This window comes from Paenibacillus sp. JT22N1, from assembly GCF_059692155.1.
Genome location: NZ_JCAUAW010000006.1, coordinates 355,761 through 370,744 on the forward strand (window position 1 = coordinate 355,761; position 14,984 = coordinate 370,744).

At 45.2% G+C, this 14,984-nt stretch carries 16 protein-coding genes; all 16 read right to left on the minus strand.

Annotation, left to right across the window (positions count from 1 at the left end; all coding sequences use genetic code 11):
• Window positions 1-155 precede the first annotated feature (155 nt).
• Window positions 156-1,496 carry a SpoIVB peptidase gene (gene spoIVB / locus AC58UU_RS14795; protein ID WP_497316746.1) on the minus strand — a complete coding sequence of 447 codons (1,341 nt, stop codon included), beginning with the start codon at window positions 1,494-1,496 and terminating at the stop codon, window positions 156-158.
• 118 nt (window positions 1,497-1,614) lie between these two features.
• The gene (gene recN, locus AC58UU_RS14800; RefSeq protein ID WP_497316748.1) at window positions 1,615-3,342 is read right to left on the minus strand and encodes a DNA repair protein RecN; all 1,728 of its coding nucleotides are present in this window, start codon (window positions 3,340-3,342) and stop codon (window positions 1,615-1,617) included.
• Between the two features lie 15 nt (window positions 3,343-3,357).
• Window positions 3,358-3,807: a transcriptional regulator AhrC/ArgR gene (ahrC, locus tag AC58UU_RS14805; protein WP_057306407.1), complete on the minus strand. Its 450-nt coding sequence runs from the start codon at window positions 3,805-3,807 to the stop codon at window positions 3,358-3,360.
• A gap of 2 nt (window positions 3,808-3,809) precedes the next feature.
• Window positions 3,810-4,262 carry a hypothetical protein gene (locus AC58UU_RS14810; RefSeq protein ID WP_497316751.1) on the minus strand — a complete coding sequence of 151 codons (453 nt, stop codon included), beginning with the start codon at window positions 4,260-4,262 and terminating at the stop codon, window positions 3,810-3,812.
• Window positions 4,263-4,460: 198 nt separating this feature from the next.
• Window positions 4,461-5,294, minus strand: a complete 834-nt coding sequence (locus AC58UU_RS14815; RefSeq protein WP_497316753.1) for a TlyA family RNA methyltransferase — start codon at window positions 5,292-5,294, stop codon at window positions 4,461-4,463.
• A gap of 36 nt (window positions 5,295-5,330) precedes the next feature.
• The gene (gene dxs, locus AC58UU_RS14820) at window positions 5,331-7,217 is read right to left on the minus strand and encodes a 1-deoxy-D-xylulose-5-phosphate synthase (RefSeq protein ID WP_497316755.1); all 1,887 of its coding nucleotides are present in this window, start codon (window positions 7,215-7,217) and stop codon (window positions 5,331-5,333) included.
• 115 nt (window positions 7,218-7,332) lie between these two features.
• Window positions 7,333-8,190: a polyprenyl synthetase family protein gene (locus AC58UU_RS14825; RefSeq protein WP_497316843.1), complete on the minus strand. Its 858-nt coding sequence runs from the start codon at window positions 8,188-8,190 to the stop codon at window positions 7,333-7,335.
• A 49-nt stretch (window positions 8,191-8,239) separates the two neighbouring features.
• Window positions 8,240-8,494 (minus strand): exodeoxyribonuclease VII small subunit, encoded by a 255-nt coding sequence (gene xseB, locus AC58UU_RS14830; RefSeq protein ID WP_497316757.1) that lies wholly within the window; start codon window positions 8,492-8,494, stop codon window positions 8,240-8,242.
• Window positions 8,481-9,851, minus strand: a complete 1,371-nt coding sequence (gene xseA, locus AC58UU_RS14835; RefSeq protein WP_497316759.1) for an exodeoxyribonuclease VII large subunit — start codon at window positions 9,849-9,851, stop codon at window positions 8,481-8,483. The genes xseB and xseA overlap by 14 nt, the downstream gene beginning before the upstream one ends.
• A gap of 8 nt (window positions 9,852-9,859) precedes the next feature.
• Window positions 9,860-10,726, minus strand: a complete 867-nt coding sequence (folD, locus tag AC58UU_RS14840; RefSeq protein ID WP_497316761.1) for a bifunctional methylenetetrahydrofolate dehydrogenase/methenyltetrahydrofolate cyclohydrolase FolD — start codon at window positions 10,724-10,726, stop codon at window positions 9,860-9,862.
• 74 nt (window positions 10,727-10,800) lie between these two features.
• Window positions 10,801-11,259, minus strand: a complete 459-nt coding sequence (gene nusB, locus AC58UU_RS14845) for a transcription antitermination factor NusB (protein ID WP_047673943.1) — start codon at window positions 11,257-11,259, stop codon at window positions 10,801-10,803.
• 142 nt (window positions 11,260-11,401) lie between these two features.
• A complete protein-coding gene (locus AC58UU_RS14850) occupies window positions 11,402-11,629 on the minus strand; it encodes a DUF2273 domain-containing protein (protein WP_171643485.1) in 228 nt (75 codons plus the stop codon).
• 14 nt (window positions 11,630-11,643) lie between these two features.
• Window positions 11,644-12,204 (minus strand): alkaline shock response membrane anchor protein AmaP, encoded by a 561-nt coding sequence (gene amaP / locus AC58UU_RS14855; protein ID WP_497316763.1) that lies wholly within the window; start codon window positions 12,202-12,204, stop codon window positions 11,644-11,646.
• An 88-nt stretch (window positions 12,205-12,292) separates the two neighbouring features.
• Entirely contained in the window at window positions 12,293-12,706 is a 414-nt protein-coding gene (locus AC58UU_RS14860) for an Asp23/Gls24 family envelope stress response protein (RefSeq protein WP_171643488.1), read from the minus strand.
• Window positions 12,707-12,874: 168 nt separating this feature from the next.
• On the minus strand, window positions 12,875-14,233 hold the full coding sequence (gene accC / locus AC58UU_RS14865; protein ID WP_497316765.1) for an acetyl-CoA carboxylase biotin carboxylase subunit: 1,359 nt from the start codon (window positions 14,231-14,233) through the stop codon (window positions 12,875-12,877).
• Between the two features lie 104 nt (window positions 14,234-14,337).
• Complete coding sequence (gene accB, locus AC58UU_RS14870) at window positions 14,338-14,835, minus strand: acetyl-CoA carboxylase biotin carboxyl carrier protein (RefSeq protein ID WP_497316767.1); 498 nt, start codon at window positions 14,833-14,835, stop codon at window positions 14,338-14,340.
• Between the last annotated feature and the right edge of the window lie 149 nt (window positions 14,836-14,984).

Here is a 14,984-nt window from a genome sequence, read left to right on the forward strand (position 1 = left end):
TCCTTCTGTCGAATATTATTTTTCTTTTCTTTTAATTCACTTTCTTATATAATAATATATTTATCTTCGATTTCCAACATTTTTCGACAAATTCACATAAAGCCGTGTTTTTCCTTGTAGAATGAGGTTAAAATAAAATAAAGAATCAAAGGCTTCTAGCTCGCCTTTGATTCTTTGTAAGAGGCTCCTGAAGAAGGTCTAAGGATAATACCTGAGTCCTGAAGCATCCATTCTATGAAACAACCGTAACCACTTGTAGGATCATTCACAAATACGTGTGTAACGGCTCCGATTAACTTGCCATTCTGGATAATAGGGCTGCCACTCATCCCTTGAACAATACCGCCTGTTTTATCTAACAAACGCGGATCCGTGATTTTAATCACCATACCCTTTGTTCCTGGAATGTCCTGTTTGGAAACATGGACAACTTGAATGTCAAATTTCTCAACCTTCTGTCCTTCCACGACTGTATAAATTTGAGCAGGTCCTTCTTTCACTTCTTCAGCGAAAGCAACAGGTATAGCTTCTTTATCCAAGCTGTGGTCAGGAGCAGCATACATTTTCCCAAAAATACCGAATGCTGTGTTTCTTTCGATATTACCAATGACTTTACTATCTTTGTACAAGGTAGCATGTTTCTCACCGGGATCTCCATTATGACTCTTAGAAATAGAGGTTACATTGGAGTACACAATATCGCCGTCACCAACGATGATTGGCGTTTGGGTATCCATATCCGTGATAACATGTCCCAGTGCCCCGTACACGCCTTGATCTGGTGCGTAGAAGGTTAGAGTACCAACACCCGCAGCTGAATCCCGAATGTACAGACCTAAGCGATAGGACTTATCTACGATGTCATAGACAGGCTGTAGCTTCACAATAATCTGTTCATTGTTACGAAGGATTTTTAGCTCCAGCGGTGTTTTGCTTTCTCCGGATTTGGCTACAAGATCAGCAACCTTACTAACATCCTTGGAATCTTTGCCATTGATCTTAGTAATTAAATCACCTACTTGAATTTTCGCTTCTTCACCAGGTGAAACTTTTTGGTCTTGGGCAACAGTTACTAAATGATGACCTACAACCAAAATACCGGCAGACTTAATTTTCACACCGATCGTTTGACCACCTGGGATGACTTTCAAATCCGGCACTACATTGACCTTAACTGTCTTGATGGGGATTGCACCGAACAGCTTGAGCTTCATTTCTGTTTGCCCAGAGTGATCGGATTGCAAAGAGATGGGTTCTTTCAAATTAACTTGAAATGAGTGCTTGGCATTGCCATTTACCTTTACAATATCCGTATCTTTTACCGTGACTTGGGCGTTGACCGGCATTGTTAATTGGAGCTGCTTCCCCTGACCGCTGAATAAGCGAAGTTCCTGAGGGAAGGAGGCAAAGCTTTGAAAAGGCGGAGACAAACTTACCATACAAACGAAGAAGACGAGCAGGAGTCCGAACAATCTTTTTCTTTTGCTGGATTGCAATATCTTCACGCTCCTTCACACTTCCTTGAGCCCTGACGATTGTCGTCGTCAAATGCGTACCTTTAAGTTAACCCCACTCTCCCCGTTTTATAACTGAAAATGCTGACTATCTATACTTTCATGCCCTTGCTTTCTTATTTCTTGCCATGGCAAGCATTTCCCCTGCATGATGCAGGGTGGTTTCCGTCACTTCAACACCGCCAAGCATTCTCGCTAATTCCTCAATTCGTCCAGAATCAGGCATATCTTGAACACGTGTAAACGTTCGTTCTTGATCCACTTCTTTCCGAATATAGAAATGAACATCAGCGAAACTAGCTACTTGAGGTAAATGCGTAATCGAGAAAACTTGGCAGTTTGTCGACAAAGCGGACATTTTTTCTGCAATAGATTGCGCCGCGCGGCCACTTACACCTGTATCTACTTCGTCGAAAACAAGTACAGGAATTTGATCAATGCGTGCAAATATGGTTTTCATAGCGAGCATAATACGGGAGAGCTCCCCGCCAGAAGCAATTTTACTAAGGCCTCGTAAAGGCTCTCCAGGATTGGGTGCCATGAGAAACTCAATTTGATCGATTCCTTGCCGTGAGTACCGTACTTTGTTTCCTTCAACAAGAATGCCTCGTTCGTCAAGTGTTTGTTCCACTTGAACACGGAACTGCGTGCGTTCCATCTGCAGATCACGAAGTTCATGCTCAATTTGACCCGCAAGCTGTTCAGCAATTCCTTTGCGCAAATTGGAAAGATCCAAAGCCGCCACGCCCAACTGCTTTTCTTCAGCCGCAAGCTTGTCCTCTAATTTACGAATATGCTCATCTTTATTTTCAATGGTATCAACTTCACTTTTAATTTTATCCAAATAACCGAGTATTTCTTTAATATTCTCTCCATATTTCCGCCTTAGAGACGTGATCATATCTAATCTTTGTTCAATAAAATCCAAACGCGAAGGATTAAACTCGATGCCATCTCGATAATCACGCAGTTGATAAGCTGCGTCTTCCATCTGATAATAAGCGGATTGCGCCTGCTCGAGAAGCGGACTTAGCTTTGTTGGATCAAGTTGAACGATATCCTGCAGTCTGGAAACCGCCTTCCCGGCTGCATCTAAGCCACGGTTCGTCGCATAAAGGAAATCATAAGCCTCGGAAGAGCTTTGAAATAATTTTTCCGCGTTAGCCAGTTTTCGCTTCTCTTCAATTAAGGTCTCATCTTCCCCCATTTTGAGCTTTGCAGCCGAAATTTCATCGATTTGAAAACGATATAAATCTAGCATTTGAAGCGCCTGTTTACTTGTTTCTTGAAGCTCTCGCAGCTCTTTTTGCAGCTTCATATATTGATCATAGCTAGCTTGATAGTTTTTTTTCGCAGCTTCAACTTCAGAATCACCGAATAAATCTAGAGAATGAATATGTTCATCTACATTCAGCAGGGATTGATGCTCATGCTGACCATGAATATTAACCAGCCACTCTCCCGTTTTGCGAAGCATTGTCAAGTTGACAAGTTGACCATTAATCCGGCTAGAGCTTTTACCCGTTGCGGTGATTTCTCTACGAATGAGCAAATGCTCACTGGTATCTGCACTTATACCGAGTTCTGTAAGCGTATGCCAAACCGGATGCGTGGATGGTAATTCAAACATTGCTTCTATCTCTGCTTTGTCTGCACCGTAACGTACCAACTCGGAAGATCCTCTACCGCCAACAATGAGTGTTAAAGCATCAATAATGATCGATTTACCTGCGCCTGTTTCTCCTGTTAGGACATGAAAACCAGCTTTGAAACGAATATGTACATGTTCAATAACAGCCAAATTACGAATCGAAAGTTCTGTAAGCATGTGCTCCTCCTGAAATTAAGATAGTAATGACATGACATCATTCACAAAAGTGAGGCTGTTCTCTTTGCCGCGGCAAATCACAAGAATGGTATCATCTCCGCAAATCGTCCCCATGACACCGTTCCATTCTAGATTATCAATAAGTGCGCAAATCGTGTTGGCTGTACCTGGCAAACATTTCATCACGACAAGATTGTCAGTATGGTCAATGCTAACAAAATGATCACTCAAAGCTCTACGCAGTCTTTGCATCGGATTAAATCGCTGATCGGCCGGCATGGAATACTTATATCTGCCATCATCCAAGGGCACCTTAATCAGATGAAGCTCTTTGATATCACGTGAGACTGTCGCCTGTGTGACATGAAAGCCAGCTGCCCGAAGAGTCTCCACCAATTCATCCTGCGTCTCAATCTCGTGGTTCGTAATAATCTCTCTGATTTTTACATGCCTTTGACCTTTCATCGTTACACCTCTATATGAAATGTGATTTTTTTTATTTTGTTTAGAGCCATATCCACATAAAGCACGCCATCAGCTTCTGGATATATCAGACTATAGGCTAGCAGCATATCGCGAACTGCGCTTCCTGTCATTTCAAGCGGTTTACGTTCCTTCGCTACTTTCACGAGGTAAATTTGTTCATCTTTCTGGGCAAAATAGTCGATGAATAACCGGCTTTCCAGCTGTTCTCTTTCATTGATCGTCATGATGATGGGAATTTTGGTTTTACCGGCAAGCACATCGAAGCCAGCCCCTTCAAGCAGCTCCACGACTTCATCCTGTGGTATTTCGGAGTGTCTAGGAATCCTTCTTCGCTTCTTATTCGGTCCGTCTAGCCACCTTTGGAATCGCCAAAAGATAATGCCTACAACTATGATCAGGATTAACAAAATGACTTTAACATCGCCTTGTTCCATGTCCTTCACCTCGCCATAGTATTCGCGGATTTACCCGGAAAATCCTTTTTTATGAAGCAAGGATAAACAATTCCATCGTCCCTTAGGGACGAGTTCGTTTGTCAAGGTAGATGCACTGCAAAAGTAAAAAACTGATACTCTCCTATCTACTGAAAAAACCCATCTCTGGGCCGCAAAAAGGCGTTCTCAAAGATGAGTTTATTTGCCATGCAATTTCTGTGCTTCTTTGACCGTCCCTGCAATCAAATCTTTCAGAGAAGAAGTGTCAGCAAGAGAAGTGTCCTCAGCTGTATCACTAGACCAATAGGCAAGGAATTCAATATTCCCTTCCCCTCCTGTGATTGGTGAGTATGTCAATCCTTTCAAGCGAAAGCCTAACTCTTCTGCAAAAGTTAAAACAGTGGTCAGCACATCCACATGCACATCGGGGTCGCGAACAACACCGGATTTACCAACTTTCTCTCTACCTGCCTCGAACTGAGGTTTAATGAGGGCAACCACTCGACCCTGATCTAACAAGATCTCTTTCAGTGGAGGTAAAATAATACGCAACGAAATGAAAGAAACATCAATGCTTGCAAATGTAGGCCGTGGACCGTTCAAATCCTCCATTTTCGTAAAGCGAAAATTCGTTCTCTCCATAACATGAACACGTTCATCATTTCGAAGCGACCAGTCCAATTGATTATAGCCAACATCGACAGCGTACACAGAGGAAGCGCCATTTTGCAGAGCACAGTCTGTAAATCCGCCTGTCGAGGCTCCGATATCAAGCATAACCGCTCCATTTAAATCGATATCAAATTGTTTCAATGCCTTCTCTAACTTAAGGCCGCCTCTACTCACATAAGGATGAAGCGCACCTTTCACTTTCAATACAGCTTTCCGGCTGATCTTCATACCCGCTTTATCTACAGGTTCTTCATCAGCAAAAACAAGGCCTGCCATAATGGCGGCCTTTGCCTTTTCTCTGCTTTCGAAATAGCCTTGCTCAAGAAGCAATAGATCTAATCGTTCTTTATCCGATGACATTGTGTTTGTGTTACTCCTATTCTTATCATCCATAGCTTAAGCTCGTTGTCTTTTACGTGGCACTAGCTTCTTCACTTCAGTGATTAAGTTTTGTGTGGTAAGTCCAACTTCTTCACGTTGTTCCTTCACGCTTCCATGCTCAACGAAGTAATCCGGGATACCCATTATTTGCACGTGTAAGCCAACGACACCTTTGGCTGCGTAGAACTCTACTACGCTGCTGCCAAATCCGCCTTGGATTGAACCCTCTTCCATCGTGATGATGGGAATAGACTCACTCGCTAGCTGAAGTAAGTAGGCTTCATCAAGCGGTTTAATGAATCTTGCATTGACAACGCGAAGATTGATGCCTTCCTTAGCTAATTGTTCGGCTGCCTCTTCGGCAACCTGCACCATCGGTCCAACAGCAAGTACAGCAGCATAATCCCCGTCACGCAATGTCTCCCATGTACCGATTGGAATCGCTTTTGGCGCTTCAACGATACTCGATCCCGTTCCACTGTTTCTTGGATAACGGTATGCGATAGGTCCATCATTGTATTCAAGAGCAGTCTGCATCATATCTCTTAATTCACGTTCGTCCTTAGGCATCATAAGCACCATGTTCGGCAGCGTCCGTAGAAATGAAATGTCGTATGCACCATGATGCGTCTCGCCATCTGGACCTACAAACCCAGCACGGTCAATAGCAAATGTAACATTCAGCTTAGGACGGCAAATGTCGTGGACGACTTGGTCGTAAGCTCTCTGAAGAAAAGTGGAATATACCGCAAATACGGGTTTCAAGCCTTCACTCGCAAGACCTGCACATAGTGTTGCCGCATGCTGCTCCGCAATCCCGACGTCAATCATCCGATTGGGGAACTGCTTCGCGAATTTCAGTAACCCAGAGCCTCCAGGCATAGCTGGAGTAACAGCAACAATTCTTGAATCCTTCTCAGCAAGCTCAATCAACGTATTCCCAAAAATTTCTGTATACATGGGAGGACCTACGGATTTAAGCACCTGACCTGATTCGATCTTGTAAGGTCCTGGCCCATGCCAACTGTGCGAATCCTGTTCGGCTGGCGTATACCCTTTGCCTTTGGTCGTTACGACATGAACAAGCACAGGACCGTTGACTTTCTCGGCCTGTTTAAGCGTATCGAGCAATACCGGTAAATTATGTCCGTCTACAGGCCCAATGTAAGTGAACCCTAATTCCTCAAACCAAACACCATTTAACACAAAATATTTCAGACTGTCCTTCAGCTTTTCCGCGGTTTTGGCCAAGGTGCCGCCGATGGCAGGAATTTTCTTAAGTAAATGTTCAACTTCTTCTTTGGCCTTCAAATAATGACGATCCGAACGAATTTTGCTCAAATAATTATGAATAGCCCCGACATTGGGCGCAATCGACATTTCATTGTCATTCAGAATGACCATAATATTTTTCTTCTCATGACCAATGTGGTTCATTGCTTCTAAAGCCATACCACCGGTAATCGCCCCATCACCAATAACGGCAACAACTTTATTATGTTCACCTTTTAGATCACGGGCCATCGCCATTCCCATTGCAGCTGACAGCGAAGTACTGCTATGCCCGGCTTCCCAGACGTCATGTTCACTTTCAGAACGTTTCACGAATCCACAAAGTCCCTTGTACTTGCGTAGGGTATCGAATTTATCTTTGCGACCGGTTAAAATTTTGTGTACGTAAGCTTGATGACCCACATCAAAAATAAATTTATCATACGGGCTGTGGAACAAGGTATGTAAAGCAATGGTGAGCTCAACCACACCTAAATTGGAGGACAAGTGTCCACCTGTAACGGACAGCTTCTCAATCAGAAATTGACGGATTTCACCAGCCAATGTCTCAAGCTCCGTCAAGGATAAACGCTTTAAGTCCTCAGGCCGATTGATTTGTTCGAGCAGCACGCTTGTTTCCTCACTTTCAATGTGAAAATGCTAAGATTTCACCATTATATCATAGTTTTGGGTATTTCGTGTAAAACGACAAAAGCGCAAGGGGAATAATTCAGGCAATTAAGGATTAATGATCCCTCTGCATTAAGTAATCCGCCAGTTGGAGAAGCCTCTCAGGGTGCGCAATCTTTGCACGAAGCAGTGCTTCTTTGGCTTGAATCGTTAAATCCTTGACCTTCTGCTCCGAAGCTTGGATCCCGATAAAAAAGGGATAAGTTACCTTCTGCTGCTTCTCATCGCTCTTCACAGGCTTACCTAACTTCTTCTCATCACCGATAATATCCAAAATATCATCCTGAATTTGAAAAGCAAGACCAATCGCACTGCCGAATTCACTAAGTGCACAAAGTTGCGATTCCGTTGCGCCGGCAATATGACCGCCTGCACGTAAAGAGAAAACAATGAGATCACTCGTCTTATGCGTATGAATGAAAGCTAATTCTTCAAGCTTTGTAATGCCTTGCTCCCCGAGCATATCAGCGGCTTGACCGCCAACCATCCCTCTCGCGCCTGCATAAATGGCAAGTTCTTCTGTGATGGAGAGCACACGTTCTGCTGGAATACCATGGCCTTTATGGGCCTGCGTAATGCTGAAGAATGCTTGAGTCAGCAATGCATCGCCAGCTAGAATGGCCATGGCCTCACCGTATACCTTATGATTCGTCAGCTTGCCTCGGCGATAATCATCATTATCCATTGCTGGCAAATCGTCATGAACCAGGGAGTAAGTATGAACCATCTCAATGGCTAAAGCAACAGGCATCGCTGCTTCTAGGGAACCCCCGAGCACTTCAGCTGCTGCTAGCACCAGAATGGGGCGCAAGCGCTTGCCTCCAGCCATTAGGGAGTAGTTCATGGACTCACGCAGAGATCCAGGAACATCCCAGGCTGCAGGCAGCGCCTGGATTAAAGCCGCTTCAACCATATCTGCATGGGAAGCTATATATTCATGAATGGTAGACGTCTTATTCAACCTAATTCCCCTTATCTTCTAAGACAGGTTGGAAAGGCTTCCTGCTCACAGCGCCCGATTCACCTTCAACCAGCATCTCAATTTTCTTCTCCACTTGTTCAAGCTTCACACCGCACAGATGGGAGAGCCGAACGCCTTCCTGATATAGCTCAATGGCTTTCTCCAAAGGCACATCGCCGCTTTCCAATTGGGCAACTATGCGCTCCAACTGTTCAATGGCATGTTCAAAGCTAACTTCCGTTTCACTCGTTGACATCTTTGTTCTCCTCCATCCCCGATACCTGACAATTCAACCTTCCGTCCTTGAGACGAATCTTAACGAAATCTCCAACCTTTACTTGGGTGACTGAACGAATGAGCTCCTGCTCTTGTTCGTCGTACGCCAAGCTGTAGCCCCGCTGCATGACCTTCAGCGGGCTGAGGGCGTCCAAATGACGGACGCCGGACTGCCACTCCTGCTTCTTCGTACGCAGGAGGGTCTGCATGGCCGTGAGCATCTGCCGCTTGGAAGTATCCAAGCGCCGCCTTGCGGACACGGCCTGCTCTTTGGGATTGAAGCTGGATAAGCGGCGCTCCAGCTTCAATCGCCGTTCCGCCAGCAGCGTTAGGCGCTGGCGCATGCGGTAACCGAGCTGCTCCACTAGCCGGTCGAGTCGCTCCACAGGCTGCATCAGCAGCTGCCTGCGTGGGTTCGTCAGGAACGGGGAGCGCTTCGCGCGCTCCAGCCGTTCCTGTTTGCGACGCAGCTGCTGGAGCAGCCCATAGTGCAGCCTCTGCGCTAGCTGCGATAGCTGCTGCTTCAGCTCGAGGTGGTTCGGCACCGCGAGCTCAGCCGCCGCCGTAGGCGTCGGCGCTCTCAGATCGGCGACGAAGTCCGCGATCGTGAAGTCCGTCTCATGGCCGACGGCCGAGATGACGGGAATCGCGGAGGCGCAGATAGCCCGCGCAACGGCTTCCTCGTTAAATGCCCAGAGCTCCTCGAGCGAGCCGCCGCCGCGACCCACGATGAGCACGTCAGCTTCACCGAGCCGGTTCATCGCTTCGATCGCCTTGACGATCGAAGGTGCAGCTTGCGCACCCTGTACCAGTACCGGGTACAGAAGAATCTGGACCGACGGGTAGCGGCGCTGCAGCGTGATGATGACATCACGCACAGCGGCTCCTGTCGGAGACGTAATTACGCCGATCGCGCGCGGAAACCGAGGAATCGGTTTCTTGCGCTCCGCCGCGAACAGTCCTTCCCCTTCGAGCTTCTTCTTGAGCTGCTCGAAGGCCATATACAAACTGCCGATGCCATCTGGCTGCATCGCCGTCACATAGAACTGATAAGCTCCGTCTCGTTCATATACGGAAATATTACCGCGAGCGATCACTTTCGTTCCCTCTTTCGGTATAAAACCGAGCTTCTGGTTATGAGAAGCAAACATGATGCTTTTTAGCCTGCCATCCGCATCTTTCATCGTAAAATACATATGACCGCTGGAATGGTGAGTGAAATTAGAGATTTCCCCACGAACCCAAACATCCTGCAGACGGGAATCGCCCTCTAGCATGAGTTTAATATACCGGTTCAAGTCCTTGACAGATAAGATCTTCGTCTCGTTTCTCGCCATACTCCTTATTAAACGCTCACATTCGCTTTAGCTGCGCGGCTAGCTGCATCAACCGTGTTGCGAAGCAGCATGGTAATGGTCATTGGACCTACGCAACCAGGTACGGGTGTGATTGCACTTGCAATCTCTTTAACCGCTTCGAAATCAACATCTCCTGTCAGTTTACCGTCAGCAGGACGATTCATCCCCACATCGATAACGACAGCACCAGGCTTCACGTGATGAGCTTTAATCAAATGCGCTTTACCAACAGCAACAACAAGAATATCCGCTTGTTTCGTGATTTCCTCCATATTCGGAGTACGAGAGTGAACAACAGATACCGTCGCGTGCTCGCGCAGAAGCAGCATAGCCATTGGTTTGCCTACGATGTTGCTTCTTCCTACAACAACAGCGTGCTTGCCAGCTATTTCGACTCCTGTGCGTTTTAGGATTTCGATAACACCATGCGGTGTACATGGCTTCATCCCATCTTTGCCAATCATCAAGTTACCGACATTAATGGGGTGGAAACAATCTACGTCCTTAAGCGGATCAATTTCATCAACAACAGCCTCTTCATTGATATGCTTAGGCAGTGGAGATTGAACAAGAATGCCGTTAATTCGGTTATCGCTATTAAATTTATGAATAAGTCCAATTAACTCTTGTTGCGTTGTATTTTCCGGTAAACGATGTACTTCGGAATAAATTCCTACATCATCACAGGCTTTCGCTTTGTTTCTTACATATACCTGTGAAGCCGCATCTTCTCCCACAATAACAACGACAAGACCAGGCTGGTTGCCTTGCGCAGTAAGCGCGGCCGCATCCGACCTGATCTCCTCACGGATGGAACTCACGAGTTCTTTCCCATTAATAACTTGTGCAGACATGTTATTTCCCCCTAAGAGTTTTGTGAAAAACGTTTGTTATGGCTATATATAAATGGTTGAATAATCAATGTTAATTAGGACGGTGTTACTTTGCCCTTTAAATCTTCAACTTCTTTAATCATTTTACCAAGTACACCGTTAACGAACTTACCTGACTCCTCCGTGCCATAATGCTTGGCCAAATCAATCGCCTCATTGACGACAACTTTAGGTGGAACATCATCTCTGTACAGCATTTCATAAACAGCCAAACGCAACACTTCACGATCAATCCGTGAGAGCCTGTCCATCGCCCATCCCTTTAAGTACTCTTCAAGCAGTTCATCAATTCTAACTTTGTTACTGTATGTACCCTCAACGAGTTCAATAATGTATAGAGGGTCAATTTTATCTCCGGAAAAATTCAACTCTGTTTCATTATCATGCTCTGCTTCATGAATCGCAATTTGGACAGCTTCCTGAGGTGTAGCCTCATTCATCTGGATTTGGTAAAGGCTTTGTACGGCAATTTCTCGTGCAACTCTGCGTTTCATTGTGGTCCTCCTAAAAGTTTTCGCCAGAAAACTGACTTCTTAAGCAATCATGGATGTAACTCGTCCTAAAAAACTCTTTTTACTAGTATACGTCATATTGGAATGAATCCAAACAAAAAAATCCATGGTAGAACCAGGGATTTTAGCGAAACATTCTCCATTTTTGCGTGAGATAGCGCCAAATGTCTTCAAGAATGACGAAACTTTCTTTCCGATCCAATTTGTTTCCTACATAAAAACCGAGCAGAACAATGAATCCAAAGATCAACATATCCCAAAAACCAAAAAATAAATAAATGAAGCCGAAGAAAACGCCTGCTGCCACTCCGATCACTTTGCCCCTATGGGACTCCCACAGTTCATTCCACATGAGTGGGTTCACCTCTATTCGACTCGGCTTTTAAAAGTTGGGGCTGATTGCACGATGTTCGCTACGAATACGGTTACGGAAGCTACAGGAATGCCAGTAATATCTTCGATGTAACTTTTCACAGTACTTTGCATCTCTTCAGTAAGTTCAGGAATCGAACTTTCCCCATCCACAATGGTTCTGATCGTAATTTCTAGACCTGATTGATTCACCCTTACACGTGCACGTAAATCTTTGGCACCTTTGGTACGACCAGCAGCTTTCAAAGATAAATTCTCAACCGTTTCTATCGAGATACGAATATCTCCGAAATCCGTTCGTTGGTCGATGGATGGCGCTTGAGAACGACCTCGACGCAGCGTTAAAATGAGGAAACGAACTGAGATCAACAGCATGATCAAGCTGATGATAATCGCTGGGTACGCAAAGTTTTTTTCGAAATAAAAATTACTTAACATCTGACCTGCTTGTTCTAACGGGATCCAGCTTGAAGCTGTGAACAAAACAACGATAGAAGCAATTAGAATAATTAGGCTATAGAGAAGTAGCAAGAGCCTGTCCACAATTTTACCCACGTAAGCTTGTCCCCTTCCTATAGTTAGAGGAAACCCCCTGCAACCTGTAGGGGGTTTCAATTGATCCATATGGATTCAGCAGTTCCGCCTATTTCACCCGATGGGCAGCTGCTGTTTCTTCTTCAACCGGTTTATCTGCCAGTTTAAAATGAACATCATGAATATGAACATTGACTTCAACAACGTTTAAGCCTGTCATCGATTCAATTGCCTGCTTCACATTTTGTTGAATGTCGCTTGCAACTTCAGGAATTCGATTGCCATATTCAATAATGATGGAGACGTCAATGGCTGCTTCACGTTGTCCGACTTCTACCTTTACGCCTTTGGACAAATTCTTACGTCCAAGCAACTCAGCAATGCCGCCAGCTAATCCGCCACTCATCCCCGCTACTCCTTGCACTTCCACCGTTGCCAAACCGGCAATGATTTCGATAACTTCGGGGGCAATTTGGATGCTGCCCATGTCTGTTTTGACGTAATCCGGAGCGATTGTGCTCATTGTGGCACCTCCTTAGAGTTTTGCGCCAGTAAAACTGGCGTCGTAAGCATTAACTGCGTTTGTGAAACAAACTTGTTTCATAAGCATTCCCTTGCTTGATCCATGGTTTGGATAAGCCATCTTAATTTATTACTATACCATTTCGCCAAAAATATGACAAATGTTTGTCTAAGATTCTGGATCGTTGACATCATGCTCTTCCAAGAACTTAATATCATGGTCACCCTTGATAAATTTCTTGTGCTCAAGCAGCTTCAAATGGAATGGAATCGTCGTGTTCACACCATCCACCGCAAACTCGGTGAGCGCTCTTTTCATCCGGGCAATCGCTTCTTCACGCGTATTTCCCCAAACAATAAGCTTAGCGATCATGGAATCATAGTGTGGCGGGATTGTGTAACCCGGATATACCGCGCTGTCAACCCGAACGCCAAAACCACCTGGCGGCAAGTAAAACTTCACTTGACCCGCTGAAGGCATGAAGTTCCGATTTGGATCTTCCGCATTCACACGACACTCGATAGCCCATCCATTGATGCGGACGTCTTCTTGTGCAAAAGATAATGGATTGCCTTCTGCTACACGAATCATCTCTTGGATGATATCAATTCCTGTAATCATTTCGGTTACGGGATGCTCAACCTGGATTCTCGTGTTCATTTCCATGAAGTAGAAGTTACCATCAGGACCGAGTAGGAACTCAAGTGTTCCTGCACCGGAATAATTAACGGCTTTCGCTGCACGAACGGCCGCTTGCCCCATTGCTGTCCGTGTTTCAGCTGTTAGAATTGGACAAGGAGCTTCTTCAACAAGCTTCTGTCTACGGCGCTGTACGGAACAATCACGCTCACCTAAGTGAACAACATTACCGTGTTTATCCGCTATAATTTGAATCTCAACATGCTTCATGCCTGTCAAGTATTTCTCCAAATATATACCTGCGTTGCCAAAAGCATTTTGTGCTTCTTGCTGCGCTGCCGTAATCTGCTGTACGAGTGTTTCCTCGTTCTCGGCAATACGTATACCTTTACCGCCGCCGCCTGCTGTCGCTTTAATGATGATCGGGTAACCGATATCTCTAGCAATGACGATCGCGTCGTCAATGTTCTCAACCAAACCGTCTGAACCTGGAATGATCGGTACTCTCGCTTCTTTCATCGTTTGCTTGGCAACCGCTTTATCACCCATTCGGCTTATCGCATCTGGGGATGGACCGATAAATGTAATATTGCAGCTCTCGCAAATTTCTGCGAAGTCCGCATTTTCTGCTAAGAAGCCATATCCTGGATGGATCGCATCACATTCTGTTAGCGTAGCAACACTCATCAGATTCGTGAAGTTTAAATAGCTGTCCTTGGAGGCAGTTGGCCCAATACAATAGGCTTCGTCGGCTAGACGCACATGAAGCGCTTCACGATCAGCTTCCGAATAAACAGCCACTGTATAAATGCCAAGCTCACGACAAGCTCGGATAATACGAACAGCAATTTCTCCGCGGTTCGCTATTAGGATTTTATGAAATTTCATTATTTTTCCTCCTAAGAGTTTTCCGTTAGGAAAACTTGCATCATAAGCGTGTACTGAGTTTTGCTCAAGCAAAACTGCGTCATAAGCAGAAGCTTACTAATCGCTTACTCTGGTCTAACTAAAAATAAAGGCTGTCCGTACTCAACAAGCTGACCGTTATCTACGAGCACTTCAACGATTTCACCTTTAATTTCAGCTTCGATTTCATTCATCAATTTCATAGCTTCCACAATACAGACGACGTTTTTGTCGCCTACTTTGGAGCCAACACTTACGAAAGGAGCAGAGCCAGGAGAAGCAGATTGATAGAAGGTTCCTACCATCGGTGAAACTATCTTATGTAAAGATGAGTCCTCTTGCTTAGCATGTCCAGTAGTCGCAGGGATAGATGCTTCGAGAGCGGCAGCAGGTGCTGTATTAGCAATGTTTCCTTGACCGATCGGAGCATACGTGTGTTGAACGGGGGCCGTTACATAGACAGACTCCGTTTTATTCGGCTTGCGAATAGAAAGGCGTGCACCTTCATTTTCGATTTCAAGCTCTTGTAAAGAGGATTGATCGACGAGTTTGATCAACTCTTTGATTTCACTCAATTTGAACATTCATGTCACTCCTTCAAGGTTGGTGAACCAGTAAAAAATGCGGTTTCATAGCCGCAACGTATGTATTATACCCATAAACGCAAGAAATGGAAAGAGTCCAGTTTGTCCGGACCCTTTCCATTGTCATCCTGGGCAGGCTAATCTCACCT